This window comes from Limnochorda pilosa, assembly GCF_001544015.1.
In the GTDB taxonomy this organism is placed as follows: Bacteria; Bacillota; Limnochordia; order Limnochordales; family Limnochordaceae; genus Limnochorda; species Limnochorda pilosa.
Genome location: NZ_AP014924.1, coordinates 1,897,698 through 1,913,342, shown reverse-complemented (window position 1 = coordinate 1,913,342; position 15,645 = coordinate 1,897,698). Strand labels below are relative to the sequence as shown.

General features: G+C 69.8%; 17 protein-coding genes. 16 read left to right on the top strand and 1 reads right to left on the bottom strand.

Features of this window, described 5'->3' with window-relative positions; all coding sequences use genetic code 11:
• The first annotated feature begins 46 nt into the window (after positions 1–46).
• From fdnG to LIP_RS08430, 4 genes are read left to right on the top strand one after another with little or no spacing between them, the layout of a single operon-like run.
• Positions 47–3,031, top strand: coding sequence for a formate dehydrogenase-N subunit alpha (fdnG, locus tag LIP_RS08445; RefSeq protein ID WP_144440396.1), 2,985 nt, complete (start codon positions 47–49; stop codon positions 3,029–3,031).
• A 12-nt stretch (positions 3,032–3,043) separates the two neighbouring features.
• The gene (gene fdxH / locus LIP_RS08440; protein WP_068136823.1) at positions 3,044–3,916 is read left to right on the top strand and encodes a formate dehydrogenase subunit beta; all 873 of its coding nucleotides are present in this window, start codon (positions 3,044–3,046) and stop codon (positions 3,914–3,916) included.
• Positions 3,913–4,611 (top strand): formate dehydrogenase subunit gamma, encoded by a 699-nt coding sequence (locus LIP_RS08435; protein ID WP_068136820.1) that lies wholly within the window; start codon positions 3,913–3,915, stop codon positions 4,609–4,611. Before fdxH ends, LIP_RS08435 begins: the two co-directional genes overlap by 4 nt.
• Complete coding sequence (locus tag LIP_RS08430) at positions 4,565–5,398, top strand: formate dehydrogenase accessory protein FdhE domain-containing protein (RefSeq protein WP_068136817.1); 834 nt, start codon at positions 4,565–4,567, stop codon at positions 5,396–5,398. Before LIP_RS08435 ends, LIP_RS08430 begins: the two co-directional genes overlap by 47 nt.
• A 30-nt stretch (positions 5,399–5,428) precedes the next feature.
• On the opposite strand, the gene LIP_RS20020 is transcribed toward LIP_RS08430, so the two are convergent.
• Positions 5,429–5,953, bottom strand: coding sequence for a stage V sporulation T C-terminal domain-containing protein (locus LIP_RS20020; protein WP_068136814.1), 525 nt, complete (start codon positions 5,951–5,953; stop codon positions 5,429–5,431).
• 136 nt (positions 5,954–6,089) lie between these two features.
• Here LIP_RS20020 and LIP_RS08420 point away from each other — a divergent pair, with 136 nt between their 5' ends.
• From LIP_RS08420 to LIP_RS08365, 12 genes are all read left to right on the top strand, one after another.
• Positions 6,090–7,370 (top strand): competence/damage-inducible protein A, encoded by a 1,281-nt coding sequence (locus LIP_RS08420; RefSeq protein WP_068136811.1) that lies wholly within the window; start codon positions 6,090–6,092, stop codon positions 7,368–7,370.
• A complete protein-coding gene (gene thpR / locus LIP_RS08415) occupies positions 7,357–7,980 on the top strand; it encodes an RNA 2',3'-cyclic phosphodiesterase (RefSeq protein ID WP_068136808.1) in 624 nt (207 codons plus the stop codon). Before LIP_RS08420 ends, thpR begins: the two co-directional genes overlap by 14 nt.
• 27 nt (positions 7,981–8,007) lie before the next feature.
• Entirely contained in the window at positions 8,008–9,030 is a 1,023-nt protein-coding gene (recA, locus tag LIP_RS08410; protein ID WP_068136806.1) for a recombinase RecA, read from the top strand.
• Positions 9,031–9,039: 9 nt separating this feature from the next.
• Positions 9,040–9,741, top strand: coding sequence for a regulatory protein RecX (locus LIP_RS08405; protein ID WP_144440395.1), 702 nt, complete (start codon positions 9,040–9,042; stop codon positions 9,739–9,741).
• A gap of 251 nt (positions 9,742–9,992) precedes the next feature.
• Positions 9,993–11,504, top strand: a complete 1,512-nt coding sequence (gene rny / locus LIP_RS08400; RefSeq protein ID WP_407936392.1) for a ribonuclease Y — start codon at positions 9,993–9,995, stop codon at positions 11,502–11,504.
• A gap of 208 nt (positions 11,505–11,712) precedes the next feature.
• Positions 11,713–11,973 (top strand): stage V sporulation protein S, encoded by a 261-nt coding sequence (locus LIP_RS08395; protein WP_068136799.1) that lies wholly within the window; start codon positions 11,713–11,715, stop codon positions 11,971–11,973.
• A gap of 10 nt (positions 11,974–11,983) precedes the next feature.
• Positions 11,984–12,997 (top strand): dipeptidase, encoded by a 1,014-nt coding sequence (locus LIP_RS08390; protein ID WP_068136797.1) that lies wholly within the window; start codon positions 11,984–11,986, stop codon positions 12,995–12,997.
• Between the two features lie 96 nt (positions 12,998–13,093).
• Positions 13,094–13,309: a dodecin family protein gene (locus LIP_RS08385; RefSeq protein WP_068136793.1), complete on the top strand. Its 216-nt coding sequence runs from the start codon at positions 13,094–13,096 to the stop codon at positions 13,307–13,309.
• 44 nt (positions 13,310–13,353) lie between these two features.
• A complete protein-coding gene (locus tag LIP_RS08380) occupies positions 13,354–13,815 on the top strand; it encodes a SpoVA/SpoVAEb family sporulation membrane protein (RefSeq protein WP_198409784.1) in 462 nt (153 codons plus the stop codon).
• A 4-nt stretch (positions 13,816–13,819) separates the two neighbouring features.
• A complete protein-coding gene (spoVAD, locus tag LIP_RS08375) occupies positions 13,820–14,830 on the top strand; it encodes a stage V sporulation protein AD (protein ID WP_068136786.1) in 1,011 nt (336 codons plus the stop codon).
• 28 nt (positions 14,831–14,858) lie between these two features.
• The gene (locus tag LIP_RS08370) at positions 14,859–15,209 is read left to right on the top strand and encodes a SpoVA/SpoVAEb family sporulation membrane protein (protein ID WP_068136782.1); all 351 of its coding nucleotides are present in this window, start codon (positions 14,859–14,861) and stop codon (positions 15,207–15,209) included.
• 90 nt (positions 15,210–15,299) lie between these two features.
• Positions 15,300–15,632 (top strand): phage holin family protein, encoded by a 333-nt coding sequence (locus LIP_RS08365; RefSeq protein WP_173652451.1) that lies wholly within the window; start codon positions 15,300–15,302, stop codon positions 15,630–15,632.
• Positions 15,633–15,645: the final 13 nt, after the last annotated feature.

Below are 15,645 nucleotides of genomic sequence, written 5' to 3'. Positions count from 1 at the left end.
CCTCAGTCTCGGAAGCCCACAGAACCCTTGGGGGGGTGACGGTTCCATGGAGGTAACCCGGCGCGGCTTCATGAAGCTGGCGGCGGGTGCGGCCGCGGCAACGGCGGTCGGCTTCGACGTGACGCCGGCTCAGGCATCCATTCGTGAGCTGAAGATCGCCCGCACCACCGAGGTGCGAAGCATCTGCCCCTACTGTGCGGTGGGTTGCGGCATGATCGCCCACGTCCTCGGCTCCGGCGCCCGCAACACCATGGCCCGGGTGACGCACATCGAGGGCGATGCCGATTCGCCCATCAACGCGGGCACCTTGTGCCCCAAGGGCGCGAGCGCCATGCAGCTCGCGGTGAGCCGGGACCGGGTCGCGAACCCCCGCTACCGGGCGCCCGGCTCGGACCGCTGGGAGGAACTCGACTGGGACGAGGCCATGGACCGGATCGCGCGGCGGGTGAAGGAATCGCGTGACCGGACCTTCGTGGAGCGGAACGCCCGCGGCCAGGTGGTCAACCGGACCGACGGCATCGCCGCCCTGGGCAGCGCCACCACCGCCAACGAGGACTGCTACCTGCTGGTGAAGGCCGTCCGTTCCCTGGGCGTCATCTACCTGGATCACCAGGCCCGTATCTGACACTCGCCCACGGTGGCCAGTTTGGCCGCTACGTTCGGGCGAGGCGCCATGACCAACCACTGGCGGGACATCAAGAACGCCGACGTCATCCTGGTGATGGGCGCCAATCCGGCGGAGAACCACCCCTGCGGCTTCAAGTGGGCGGTGGAGGCGCAGCAGGGGGGCGCCAAGCTGGTGGTGGTCGATCCCCGCTTCAACCGCACCGCGGCGGTGGCCGACCTCTACGCCCCCATCCGGGCCGGGAGCGACATCGCCTTCCTGGGAGGACTCATCAACCATACCCTCCAGAACAACCTCCACCACCAGGAGTACGTGCGGCTGCACACCAACGCCTCCTTCCTGGTGCAGGAGGGCTTCTCGTTCACCGACGGGCTCTTCTCCGGCTTCGACGACGCGACGGCGACGTACGACAAGGCGAGCTGGCGCTACGAGACCGACGAGCAGGGCTTCGCCCGCCGGGATCCCACCCTGCAGGACCCGCGATCGGTCTTCCAGATCCTGAAGGCCCACTACGCCCGCTACACCCCCGAGGTGGTGGCCGACATCTGCGGCTGCAGCCGGGAGGAGTTCCTCAAGGTCGCGGACGTCGTCTGCTCCACGGGCCGGGCCGACCGGGTGGGTACCATCATGTACGCGGTGGGCTGGACCCAGCACACCTACGGGGCCCAGATCATCCGAACGGCGGCCATCCTTCAGCTGCTCCTGGGGAACATCGGGCGGCCCGGCGGCGGCATCAACGCGCTGCGGGGGCACGCCAACGTGCAGGGCGCCACCGACCACGCGGTGGTGGCCAACAGCCTGCCCGGATACCTGAAGATGCCCACCGCAAGCCAGACGAGCCTGGAGGCGCACCTCGCGGCCTCGACGCCGAAGCCGCTCGCGCCCAATGCGGTCAACTACTGGTCCAACTACCCCAAGTTCTTCGTGAGCCAGCTCAAGACGTGGTGGGGCCAGGCGGCCACGCCGGAGAACGACTTCGCCTACGCCTACCTGCCCAAGATGGACGAGGGCACCAACACCACCTACCTGGGCATGTTCGACCGCATGTACGAGGGCAAGATGGAAGGGCTCCTCTGCTTCGGCTTCAACCCGGTGCTGGCCGGGCCCAACACCGCCAAACTCATCCAGGCCCTGGGCCGGCTCAAGTGGCTGGTGGTGGTGGACCCCTTCGACAACGAGACCGCCTCCTTCTGGCAGGCTCCAGGCGTGAACGCGGCCGACATCCAGACCGAGGTCTTCGTCCTGCCCTCCACCCACTGGATCGACCGGAGCGGCTCCTTCACCAACTCGGGCCGCTTGGCCCAGTGGAAGCACCAGGCCATGCCGATCCACCCGGGCATCCGCTCGGACACCTGGATCCTGGCCAACCTGATGCTGAAGCTGAAGGAGCTGTACCGAAAGGAGGGTGGGGCGTTTCCCGACCCCATCGTGGATCTCACCTTCGACTACCTGCGGCCGGAGGACCCCTCCCTGGAGGAGCTGGCCCGGGAGATCAACGGCTACGACCTCACCACGGGCAGGCTGCTCGATTCCTTCGCCCAGATGCGCGACGACGGCACCACCACGAGCGGGAACTGGCTCTACTGCGGGAGCTGGACCGAGGCGGGCAACATGATGGCCCGGCGAGGCCAGAGCGATCCCACAGGGATGGGCTTCTTCCACGAGTGGGCCTGGAACTGGCCGCTCAACCGGCGGGTCCTCTACAACCGGGCATCGGCAGACGCCGGCGGGCGGCCCTGGGATCCCCGGCGGCCGGGCATCGTGTGGAACGGCAGCCGCTGGGTGGGCGACGTGCCGGACTTCGGCCCCACCTCGCCGCCCTCCCAGGGCTTGGGAGCCTTCATCATGACCGAGGAGGGCGTGGGGCGCCTCTACTCGCCGGGTCTGGCCGACGGTCCCCTCTCGGAGCACTACGAGCCCTTCGAGTCGCCCACCGAGAACCTCCTCCATCCCAACGTGAAGACCAACCCAGTCACCCCGGTCTTCAAGAGCGACCTGGACCGATGGGGCAACCTGGACGAGTACCCCATCGTCTGCACCACCTACCGGCTCACCGAGCACGAGCACTTCGTCACCGCGTGGGTCCCCTACCTTGTGGAGGCCATGCCCGACTTCTTCGTGGAGATCCCGGAAGGTCTCGCTCAGGAGAAGGGGATCGTCAACGGGGGGCGGGTCCGGGTGCGCTCGATCCGCGGCGAGGTGGAGGGCGTGGCCATGGTCACCAAGCGGTTGCGCCCCCTGAACCTGAAGGGCCGGCGGGTTTGGCAGGTAGGCATGCCGCTCCACTGGGGCTTCCGGGGCTTGATGAAGGGGCCCATGGCCAACAGCCTGACGCCCTTCGTGGGCGATCCCAACACCCAGTGCCCCGAGTTCAAGGGGTTCCTGGTGAACGTCGAGAAGGCGTGAGGAGGCGGCGTCATGGCGAACACCCTCTCGGTGCAGCAGATCTCCGCCACCCCCACGCCCGCCCCGAACCAGCGCCGGCTGGACCAGGTCGCGAAGCTGGTCGACGTCTCCCGCTGCATCGGCTGCAAGGGCTGCGAGGTGGCGTGCAAGGAGTGGAACGACCTCCCACCCGAGGAGACCCACAACTTCGGCAGCTACCAGAGTCACCAGGACCTGAGCGCCGACACGTGGATGCTCATGCGCTTCAACGAGGTCGAGGTCGACGGCGACCTGCGGTGGCTCATCCTCAAGGACCAGTGCATGCACTGCCAGGAGCCGGGCTGCCTCATGGCCTGTCCGGCCCCGGGGGCCATCGTGCAGTACGCCAACGGCATCGTCGACTTCAACCAGGACGCCTGCATCGGGTGCGGCTACTGCATCACCGGCTGCCCCTTTGACATCCCGCGCCTCAGCCAGCGGAACGGCCGGGTCTACAAGTGCAACCTCTGCGTGGACCGGGTGAGCAACGGCCTGGAACCCGCATGCGCCAAGACCTGCCCCACCGGGGCGATCCAGTTCGGCTCGCTGGATGACATGGTCCAGGTAGGGACCGGGCAGGTGGAGCGGCTGCACGACCGGGGCTTCCGGAACGCCGCCCTCTACAACCCCGAGGGGGTGGGCGGCACCCACGTGCTCTACGTGCTTCCCCACGGCGACCAGGTGGAGGCATACGGCCTGCCCGCAAACCCCACCGTGGGCGGCTCGCTCCAGGTGTGGAAGGGGCTGCTCAAGCGGATCGGAGGGTTGCTCATGGGCTTCTCCGTGGTGGGCACGGTGCTGCACTACCTGGCCTTTGGGCCCCACTGGGCCGAGGCCGAGGAGCGGAAGGAGGAGGACGGCTCATGAGCGCTCGGCGTGCCGGCGAGAAGACCCCCCTCCCGCCCGCGGGCGGGAGGATGATCCGCTTCAGCCTCTTCGAGCGAGTGATCCATTGGGTGGTGGCGCTCTCCTTCGTCGTGCTGGCCCTTACCGGGCTGGGGCTCTACTATCCGTCGCTCTTCTGGCTGACCTCCCTCTTCGGGGGAGGTCCCGCGAGCCGGGCCCTGCACCCGTGGGCCGGGGTGGTCTTCACCGCGTCGCTGCTGGTCATGGGGCTGATGTGGGTTCGGTCCATGCTCCTGAACCGGGAGGATGGGGCGTGGCTCAAGCGGGTCTCCGCCTACGTGGCCCACCGGCCGGGAGAGTTGCCGCCCGTGGGGCGGTTCAACGCAGGGCAGAAGCTCCTCTTCTGGATCGTGCTCTTCCTGGGCGCGGTGGAGTTCGCGACCGGCTGGTTCATGTGGGACCCCGCCACCTACGGGGGCAGCGCGCTCATGCGCTGGGCCTACCCGCTCCACAGCCTGGCCGCGGCCGGCTACCTGGCCCTCATCGTCCTGCACATCTACATGGGCACCTTGATGCTGCCGGGCACCTTCCAGACCATGACCCACGGGCGGATCCCCCGCACCTGGGCCCAGGTGCACCACGCACGCTGGCTGCAGGAGGTGGAGGCCCGTGAGACTCCGGTGGGCGTGGGAGCAACGCCGCCGGCGCGCCACTGAGCTCGCGGCGCGGCACCCGGAAGCGGCGGCGGTCCTGACCTTCTACCAGGAGGTGGCGGGCTTCCAGCAGATCCTGGCCACCCGGCCCGAGGCCCCGGCAGGGGTGGTGGAGGCCCGCCGCCACCGCCGCACGGTCGCTCTCGACGGGGCCGCTCGGCGGCTGGAGGGGCTCTTGGACGTGGTGAGCCGGGCGGCCCCGGCACCGATGGCGGAGGTGGCCTGGCTCCTCAGGACGGGACCCGCCGAGGTGCGGGAGGCCCTGCTCGCCCAGTACCTGACGGGAGAGACGCCGGGGGGCGATGAGGAGGTACGGCGCTGGTTGCTGGCCCGGAGCTTCCTCCAACCCTACGCGGCGCGCGAGGTGGACGGGCGCGGGGGAACCCCTGGGGCGACCGCCGGGGCGGAGGCGGGCGACCTTCATCCCGCCCGGGTTTGCCCCCGGTGCGGCAGCGCACCGCTGGTCGGGGTGCTCTCGGACACGGGGCGCGAGGAGGGGGCCTTCCACCTGATCTGCTCCCTCTGCGGCGAGCCATGGCGGTATCCCCGGCTGGTCTGCACGCTCTGCGGGGAGGAGCGGGCCGGCGCGCGCACCTACTTCCAGGCCGACGCCTTCCCGCACCTGCGGCTTGACTGCTGTGGGACGTGCGGAGGGTACCTGAAGGTCACGGACCTGCGTCGCCAGGCCCTGGCCGTTCCGGACGCGGACGACCTCGCGTCCCTAACCCTGGACCTCTGGGCACAGGGTCAGGGCTACACCAAGGTGGAACCGAACCTGGCCGGCCTCTGAGCCGGCGCAGGGGCAGCCGCGGAGCGCTCCTCACCCCAGCTGCTTCGCCAGGAAGTCGGCGGCCGTCCGGCAGAGCTTCACCTCGAGGTCCGTCATGGGGTTCTCCCTGGAGAACAAGAAGACCGCCCCCACCACATCGCCCTCGTGGATGATGGGAACCATGACCTGGTGGGCGGACTCGAACCCCTCGACGGGCAGGTGCTGGTCGTCGGCGGAGCGATAGACCTGGCGCTCCTCCATCCGCTGGACGATCTCATCCGGCAGCGAGCGGCCCACGAGCTGCCGCTTGGAGGCGCCGGAGACGGCGATGTAGGCGTCACGATCGGCGATGACCGCCACGTGCCCGGTCGACTCGAAGAGCGAGTCGGTGTACTCCTGGGCGAAGTCCTCCAGGTCGGCGATGGGAGAGTACTTCTTCAGGATCACCTCACCGTCGCGGTCGGTGAAGATCTCCAGCGCGTCCTTCTCCCGGATACGGAGGGTGCGGCGGATCTCCTTGGGGATGACGATGCGTCCGAGGTCGTCGATGCGCCGAACCATTCCCGTGGCCTTCAAGCACCTTCCACCTCCCGCGCAAAAGTCTTCACCTGGGCTGGACCTTTGATGAGTGGGAGTCAAAGGCAACGGCCACAGGAGTTGGCCCCCGGCAGGGCGAAGACCAGAACCTCGAGCGAGCGGAGGCGATGCACGCGTGCGGGCAGAGCTGGTGATGGTGGGGACGGAGCTCCTTCTGGGCCAGATCGTGGACACCAACTCGGCCACCCTCGCGGCCCGCCTCACCCAGGTGGGGGTCGACTGCTACTACGTCTCCACCGTGGGCGACAACTGGATGCGGATGGCGGAGGTCCTCTCCCATGCCCTCGGGCGCTCCGAGGTGGTGATCACCTCCGGGGGCCTCGGACCCACCCAGGACGACCTGACCCGCGAGGTCGCCGCCGCGGTGATGGGCATGCCCCTGGAGGAGCGGCCCGAGCTCTGGGCAGGTATCGAGCGGTATTTCCGGGAGTCGGGGCGGGTGGCCCCGGCGGCCAACCGGAAGCAGGCCCTTGTCCCCCGTGGGGGGGAGCCCATTCCCAACCCGGTGGGTACCGCCCCGGGGCTCTGGCTGGAGCGGAACGGGAGAACCTTGATCTGCCTGCCCGGCGTGCCGTGGGAGCTCGAACGGATGCTGGACGAGACGGTGATCCCCCGCTTGGCGCGACGGGCCCCCCAAGGGCTCCACTCGCGGGTGCTCCGCTTCGTCGGGATCGGGGAGTCCCATCTGGAGGCGGCGCTGGAGGATCTCATCCGGGAACAGGGGAGGGTGACCCTGGCACCCTACGCGGGGCCCGGTGAGGTGAAGCTCCGTCTCAGCGTCAGGGCCCCGTCGAAGGAGGAGGCGGAGGGACTCCTCACCCCCGTGGTGGGCGAGATCCTGCGGCGGGTGGGGGTGTACTGCACCAGCCGGGACGACGAGCCCCTGGAGGTGGTGGTGGGGCGGCTGCTGCGGGAGCGCGAGCTCACCTTGGCCGTGGCCGAGTCATGCACGGGGGGGCTCATCGGCGACCGCCTCACCGATGTGCCGGGAAGCTCTGCCTACTTCCTGGGGAGCCTCGTGACCTACTCCAATGCCGCCAAGGAGCGGGAGCTGGGGGTGCCGGCGGCGGTGCTGGAGCGCCACGGTGCGGTGAGCCGCGAGACCGCCGAAGCCATGGCCCGGGGCGTTCGCGAGCGCCTGGCCGCCGACTGCGGTCTCGCGGTGACGGGGATCGCCGGCCCCGGAGGCGAGACGCCCACCAAGCCCGTGGGCCTCGTCTACGTGGGGGCGGCGGTGGGGGAGAAGGTCGTGGTGGAAGAGCACCGGTTCCGGGGGGAGCGGCGGGCGGTGAAGGAGCGGAGCGCCCGGGCGGCGCTGGATCTCTTGCGGCGAAGCCTCCCGGGTCACGAAGGGTTTCCGCCGGGAGGTGTCGAACGAACCGGTGACCAGGTCTGACGATGCCGATGGGAGCGTGTCGCCGCCGGTCGAGCGCGCCCTCAGGGTCTTCGTGGCCGTCTCTCTTTCCCCTCCCCTGCGGCAGGCCGTGCGAACGCTGCAGCACTCCTGGAGCGCGACGGGTGCCCAGCCGCGCTGGGTGGATCCCGAGAACCTGCACGTCACCCTGCGGTTCCTGGGCTTGCTACCCGAGGGTCGCGTCGGCGACGTGACCGGCGCCGCGGAGGAGGCCTCACGTGACGTGGGGCCCTTTCTTCTGGGGCTCGGCTCGTGCGGGCGCTTTCCACCGCGGGGGTCTCCCCGGGTGCTCTGGGTGGGGATCACCGACGGCGCCCGCGAGCTGGCTGCCCTGGCGTCGGCGCTGGATGCCGCGCTGCGGCGCAGGCGGTTCCCTCGGGAAGAGCGGGCCTTTCGGCCCCACGTCACCGTCGCCCGGATACGGGAGGGCGACCGGCTTCCCGGGCTGGAGGCCTGGCTTGAGGGGTGCGGCGACCATGAGCTGGGGCAGATGCGGGTGGAGGCGATCCACGTGATGGAGAGCCAGCTCCGGCCCCAGGGGCCGCTCTACCGGCCGCTGGCCGTGGTCCCTCTCGGCCGCGCGGGCCGCTAGGGCAGGGGGAGAAGGGAGGCGACTCCGTTGGAAAAGGAAAAGGCGTTGGAGGTCGCGCTCAGCCAGATCGAGCGCCAGTTCGGAAAAGGCTCCATCATGCGGCTGGGGAAGGCGGAGATCAAGCAGGTCCCGGTCATCCCCACCGGCTCCCTCGCCCTCGACGTCGCCCTCGGCGTGGGAGGCGTGCCCCGCGGGCGGGTCGTGGAGATCTTCGGGCCCGAGTCGTCAGGCAAGACGACGCTCACCCTGCACGTGATGGCCGAGGCCCAGCGGCGAGGGGGTATCGCCGCCTTCATCGACGCCGAGCACGCCCAGGACCCGCTCTACGCCCAGGCCCTGGGGGTTGACATCGAGAACCTCCTGATCTCCCAGCCGGACAACGCGGAGCAGGCGCTGGAGATCGCCGAGGCACTGGTGCGCAGCAACGCGGTGGACGTGGTGGTCATCGACTCGGTGGCCGCGCTGGTGCCCAAGGCGGAGATCGAGGGCGAGATGGGCGACTCCCACGTGGGTTTGCAGGCCCGCCTCATGAGCCAGGCGCTGCGCAAGCTGACGGGGGCCATCTCCAAGTCCATGACCACCGTGCTCTTCACCAACCAGATCCGCGAGAAGGTCGGGGTCATGTTCGGGAGCCCCGAGACCACGCCCGGGGGGCGGGCCCTGAAGTTCTACGCGTCGGTCCGTATGGACATCCGCAAGATCGAGACCCTCAAGCAGGGGACCAACGCCATCGGCAGCCGCACCCGGGTGAAGGTGGTCAAGAACAAGCTGGCCCCGCCCTTCCGAGAGGCGGAGTTCGACATCCTCTACGGTGAGGGGATCTCCCGGGAAGGCGACATCCTCGATGTCGCTGCCGGGATGGGCCTGGTGGAGAAGACGGGCGCCTGGTACTCGGTGGGCGACCAGCGCATCGGCCAGGGCAAGGAGAACGCCCGCCAGTATCTCAAGGAACATCGCGAGCTCACCGAGGAGCTGGACCGGAAGGTCCGGGAGACGCTGGGTTGGGCCGAGCGGCCGCCGGCCGAGGCGGCGGAGAAGGCTTCCGGGTAGTGGTCCACCGTGGCTGACGCAGCCCTTTCCATTGCGGCCCTGGAGCCGCTGGCAGGGAGGGGGGCCGCAGGCCGTCGGGTGCGGGTCTCCTTCGAGAGCGGCGAGGTTCTGGATCTGCCGGTGGAGCTGGTGGCCGGCCTGGGGTGGCGGCCGGGGGACCGGATCGCGTCCAGGGAGATGGAGCGCGCGCGCCGCCGGGGGGAAGCCCTTGAGGCCCGGGAGCACGCGCTCCGCCTCCTCGACCACCAGGCACGGACGCGGCGGGAGCTCGAGCACCGCCTCCGCCAGGCAGGCCACGGCGAGGGCGCGGTCCGCTTCGCCCTCGCCTGGTGCAGCGCGCGCGGCTTCCTGGACGACCGGCGTTTCGCGGAAAGCTGGGTGGCGTCCCGGAAGCTCCGCCCGGAGCACGGGAGCTTTCGCATCCGGCAGGAGCTGGCGCAGCGCGGGGTGGACGCGTCGCTGGCCCGCGAGGTGGTGGAGGCAGCCCTTCCTTCTGAGGAGGAGCTGGACCGGGCGGTGGCCGCAGCCCACCGGCGCCTGGCGGGACGGAACGTGACCCGAGGCCCGGGAGGACGGCTGGAGCAGGCTGAGGCCGCCCGGCTGGGCCGGTACCTGGCCGGGCGGGGATTCCCCTACGAGATCGTGCGGGGGGCGCTGCAGCGCCTCGGCGCCGAGGCCTTTGTCGAGGAAGACCCGGACCCGTCCCCGTGAACACAGGTGACCCCACCCCGGGGCACGACGCAGCGATCTGGAACGATCTCGTCGCCTTGACAGCAGAGGTTGAGCCTGGCTACAATGTTTTTTAGTCCCTGGTGGACCAGGGGTCGCCGGAGAAAGCTGGGACTTCCCGGCTTTTCTGGCATTGGACGCTCTCACTGCCGCAACGTGGATCAGGGCAAGCCGAACAGCTTCATTCGGGCGGGGAAGGAGGGAGCCTCATTCCCTCGTACCTGCCGAGCCTCGTGGCCGTGGCTTCCCTGGCGCTCATGGCCGGATACGCGGGCCGCCGCTACTTCGTGGAGGGGCGCATCGCCCGAGCGGAGAGCGCAGCGGCGGAGATCATGCGGGCCGCGGAGCGGGAGGCGGACAGCCGGCGCCGCGAGGCGTTGCTGGAACTGAGGAACGAGCTCCAGGAGCGGCGCCAATCCGCGGAGCATGAGCTCCGGGAACGGCGCCGGGAGCTTCAGGCGATCGAAGGTCGATTGCTGCAACGGGAACAGAGCCTGGACCGCCGGCAGGGGGATCTCAGCCAGCGGGAGGAGCGTCTCCAGGCGGCCCGATCTCGGGTGGAGGAGATCCACAGGGAGATCGAAGGCGTCCTGGAGGAGCAACGGAAGGAACTGGAGCGCATCGCGGGTCTCACCCGCGAGGAGGCCCGGCGCCAACTCTTCGAGCAGGTGGAGCGGGACTCCCAGCACGAGCTGGCCGTGCGGCTGAACCAGCTGGAGGCGCAGGCCAGGCAGGAGGCGGATCGCCGGGCGCGGTCGATTATCGCCCTCAGCATCGAGCGGCTCGCATCGGAGTACGTGAGCGAGAGCACGGTTTCGGTGGTGCCGCTGCCGAGTGACGACATGAAGGGACGCATCATCGGGCGAGAGGGCCGCAACATCCGAACGCTCGAGACGCTGACGGGGGTCGACCTGATCGTGGACGATACCCCCGAGGCCGTGATCGTCTCCTCTTTCGACCCGGTCCGGCGGGAAGTCGCCCGGATCGCGCTGGAGAGGCTGGTAGCCGACGGCCGGATCCATCCGGCCCGCATCGAGGAGCAGGTGGGCAAGGCGTGGCAGGCGCTGGACGCCGTCATCCAAGAGGCGGGTGAGCGTGCCGCCTTCGAGGTGGGCGTCTCCGGGCTGGCACCCGAGCTGGTGGGCATCCTCGGGCGTCTCCGGTTTCGAACGAGCTACGGACAGAACGTGTTGCAGCACTCCATCGAGGTGGCCCATCTGGCCGGCATGATGGCGGCGGAGCTGAAGGCCAACGCAGAGGTGGCGCGACGAGCCGGGCTGCTCCATGACGTCGGCAAGGCAGTCGACCATGAGATGGACGGCACGCACGTGCAGATCGGGATGGAGTTGCTGAGGAGGTATCACGAGTCGCCCGAAGTGATCCATGCGATGGCTTGCCATCACGGCGACTACGAGCCACAGACGCTGGAGGCATCGATCGTGACCGCGGCGGACGCGCTCTCGGCCGCACGGCCGGGCGCCCGCAGGGAGTCGCTGGACCAGTACATCCGGCGCCTGGAAAACCTGGAAGCCCTGGCGGACAGCTTCGACGGGGTGGAGAAGGCGTACGCGATCCAGGCGGGCCGGGAGATCCGGATCATGGTGAGACCCGACGCCGTGGACGACCTCGCGGCAGCTCGCCTGGCTCGGGAGCTGGCGCGAAGGATCGAGACCGAGCTCCATTACCCGGGGCAGATCAAGGTCACGGTCATCCGGGAGACCCGGGCCGTGGCGGTGGCCCGCTAGTCGGCAAGCGACAGGGAGAGGGGGAGGCGGCCGCGGCCGCCTCCCGCCTTCTAGGCGGCCGGGGCGGCACCGGGCGCGACGGGGATCCGGGTCGACGGGCAGGGGACAAGGCGTTCAAATGGCGAAAGAGGATTCCCACAACGCGAGCGGCAATGATTAGCATCAGGGTGCCTTCGTCACGTTCCGGACGCGAAAGGAGGAGGCCCCAGTGGAAGTCCTGAAGGTCTCAGCCAAGTCGAACCCCAACTCCGTTGCAGGGGCCCTGGCCGGGGTGATCCGCGAGCGAGGCGGTGCGGAGATGCAGGCGATCGGAGCTGGGGCGCTCAACCAGGCGGTGAAGGCCGTGGCCATCGCTCGGGGGTTCGTGGCGCCGAGCGGCGTGGACCTCATCTGCATCCCGGCCTTCACGGACATCGAGATCGACGGCCAGGAACGGACGGCCATCAAGCTGATCGTACAACCGAGGTGAGCTCGCCGCTGTGACTGGAACCGGCACACCGGCGGCGGAGGCAGCAGGCCTCGCCGCACGGCTCCATCGCGAAGCTTTCATCGCCGACGCCCACACGGATGCGCTCTTGGCCGCGATCGAGGGGCGCGACCTCCTTGAGCGCGGCTCGGAGGGCCACGTCGACCTCCCGCGGCTTCTCGAGGCCGGGGTGACCCTTCAGGTCTTCGCCCTCTGGGCTCCGGACCGAGGGGGGCCCGCCGGCTATCTGCCCCATGCCCTCCGGCAGGTGGCGCACTTCTGGCGGACGGTCGAAGGGTCGAAAGGGCGCCTTCGCCCCGTCCTCTCCCGGCGTGACCTGGATGCCCTGCAGCCGGCCCAGGGGGTGGTGGGGGGCTTGCTCTCCATCGAGGGGGGCGAGATCCTCCAGGGCCAGCTGGAGATGCTGGAGGTCCTTCACCGGTTGGGCGTGCGCGCCTTGGGCCTCACCTGGAACAACCGGAACGCGCTGGCCGATGGGTGCCGGGACGCGGAATCGGGCGGAGGCCTCACCCGGTTCGGGCGGGCCGTGGTCGCGGCCTGCGGGAAGCTGGGTGTGACGCTGGACGTCTCACACCTCTCCGAGCGGGGCTTCTGGGATCTGCTGGAACTCAGCGAGGGCCCGGTGATCGCCTCCCACTCCAACGCCCAGGCCGTGCACGACCACCCCCGGAACCTGACGGACGGGCAGCTGGTCGCGCTCGCGCAGAGGGGTGGGGTGGTGGGACTCAACTTCCACCCGGGCTTCCTCACGGATTCCGAACGCTGCACCAGTAGCGATCTGATCCGCCACGCCCTCCACATCGCCGACGTGGCGGGGCCCGAACACCTCGGGCTGGGGTCGGACTTCGACGGCATCAGCCGGACCCCCGAGGACCTGCCGGACGTGACCGCCCTGCCGCGTCTCACCGAGGCCCTGCTGGCGGCGGGCTTCACCGAGGACCAGCTTCGAGGCATCTTGGGAGGCAACTTCCGGCGCGTCTTCCAGACCACCCTTCCGCAGGAATGAGAACCCGCCTGCCGGGCGCCCCGTACCGGCAAGGACCGCCGCCGCGCCGGGCAGACTACCCTCTGCACCAAGTTCCACGGGGTGGAGGGTGACAGCGTGGCTGTCGTCAAGGTGATCGAGCTCGTGGGCGATTCCCCCAACAGCTGGGAGGACGCCGTTCAGAACGCCTGCCGCGAAGCGGCCAGGACCGTCCGCAACATCACCGGGGTCGAGGTGCTCAACTGGACGGGTAACGTGGGGCCCGACGGGCGCATCGACGAGTACAAGGCGAACGTGCAGGTGGCCTTCCGGGTCGACGAACACCGCTCCTGAACGTCCGGCGCGGGGAGGATCGGAACGGCTCGGGAGGGATCGTGGTGTCGGACGCCCGCCAGGCCCAGTCGACCGCCCATCGGTACCGGTCCGAGGCTCAGGCGTTCCAGCCGCGGCCCGCCTACCTCAGGAACGCGCTGAGCGCGTACCTGGTGGGTGGGCTCATCGCGGTGGTGGGCCAGCTCTTCACCGAGTACTTCCTGGCCGCGGGCCTGCCCACGCCCGCGGCCGGGGCCCGGGCGGCGGTGGTGCTGGTCGTTCTGGGCGCGCTCCTGACCGGCCTGGGCTGGTACGACAAGATCGCCCGCTTCGGCGGGGCGGGGGCGGCCATCCCCGTCACGGGCTTCGCCAACTCGGTGGTGGCGCCGGCCATGGAGGCGGTGCGGGAGGGGACGGTCATGGGCACCGGCGCCCAGCTCTTCACGGTGGCCGGGCCCGTGCTCACCTATGGTGTCCTGGCCGGCGTGGTGGTGGCGCTCCTGCGATGGTGGCTCCTGGGAGGGTAAGAGCGTGGCGAAGCGGCTCGGCCGGCGGAGTGTCACCTTCGACCAGGCTCCCGCCATCCGCGAGACGGCCAACCTGGCCGGCCGGATGGAGTTCGAGGGGCCCCTGGGCGAGTACCTGCAGACGCGCATCGACGACCCCTACTTCGGCGAGAGCTCCTGGGAGAAGGCCGAAACCCGCATGCAGGAGGAGGCCCTGCGGGCGGTGCTCCGCCAGGCCGGCCTCCAGGAGACCGACGTGGACCTCTGCATCACCAGCGACATGCTCAACCAGTGCACCTCGTGCAGCATGGCGGTACGCCACCTGGACGTACCCCACCTGGGGGTCTTCTCAGCCTGCGCGAGCCTCACCGAGGGGCTCTACCTGGCGGCGACCGCCCTCGACGCGGGCACGGCCGGGCGAGTGCTGGTCGACGTTTGCAGCCACCACGAGGCGGCCGAGCGGACCTACCGCTTTCCCACCGAGCTGGGCGTGCAGCGGCCGCCAACGGCCCAGTGGACGGTCACGGGTGCCGCAGCCTTCATCCTGGAGGCCGGCGTGCCCGGTCTCAAGCTGGCAGGAGCGACCGTGGGGCGGGTCCTCGATCACGGGATCAAGGATCCCTACGACATGGGGAGCGCGATGGCTCCCGCCGCCGCCGACACCCTGATCACCCATTTCCGGGAGTTCGGCCGCACCCCCGAGGAGTACGACCTGATCCTGACGGGCGATCTGGCCAGGGTGGGGAGCGCCATCGCCCGCAAGCTCCTGCGGGACGCCGGTTTCGAGCTGGGGGACCGCTACAGCGACTGCGGCGTGCTGATCTACGACGCCGAACGCCAGGACGTCCACTCGGGCGGCAGCGGAATGGCCTGCTCCGGCCTGGTGCTCAGCGGCTACCTGATGCACCAGCTGCAGGAGGGGCGGTACCGGAGGGTCCTGCTGGCCTCCACCGGCGCCCTCCACAGCCCGGTGACCTACAAGCAGGGCGAGAGCATCCCGGCCATCTGCCACGCGGTGGTGTTGGAGGCCCCATGAAGCGAGATCGCAAGGAGGAGGACGATCGGTGACCTACCTGCTCGCGTTCCTGGTGGGCGGCGGTTTGACCGCCCTGGGGCAGGTGATCGTGGACGCCACCAGCCTCACCAACGCGCACATGATGGTCCTTTTCGTGGTGGGGGGCGCCGTGCTGACCGGTCTGGGCCTCTACCAGCCTCTCCTCGAGATCGGCGGGGCAGGGGCTGCGGTGCCCGTTTCCAACTTCGGGTACGTGATCACCCAGGGGGTGCTGGAGCGGCTGCGTTCGGAGGGCCTCTTCGGGCTCTTCAGCGGCATCTTCCAACTCGCCGGCGGGGTCATCGGCGCCTCGATCCTCTTCGGCTTCCTGGCGGCGGTGCTCTTCAAGCCCCGGGGCTGAGGCGCGCGGCGAGGATGGCGCGGGATGTATCAACGGGCCCCGGCGGGAGAGACTAGCCTGCGTAACGCCAATGGAAGGAGTGTGGTTTGCGTGGATTGGGTGGGTGCGGCGGTCCGCTTCGTGGTCTCCGCCCTGGTCCTGATGTTCGTGGGGGCTGTGCTGCCCGGGTTCTCGGCCATCGGTTTCGGCACGGCGCTCCTGGCGGCGGCGGTCATCGCCGGAATCGGCTGGGTGATCGAGGCCACCCTGGGGAGGCGGGTCTCGCCGTACGGTCGGGGGATCGTCGGCTTCCTGGTGTCGGCCATCGTGATCTGGGCCTCCCAGTTCGTGGTGCCCGGCCTGAGCGTGACCTTCCTGGGAGCGCTTCTGGCGGCCTTCGTCATCGGCATCATCGACCTCTTCGTGCCGGTCAACCTGCGCTAGGGGCGGCGGAAGG

Excerpts from the sequence above, each read along its gene's own strand:
- LIP_RS08435 (WP_068136820.1), top strand. The coding sequence starts at position 3,913 with ATGAGCGCTCGGCGTGCCGGCGAGAAGACCCCCCTCCCGCCCGCGGGC.
- fdxH (WP_068136823.1), top strand. The coding sequence starts at position 3,044 with ATGGCGAACACCCTCTCGGTGCAGCAGATCTCCGCCACCCCCACGCCC.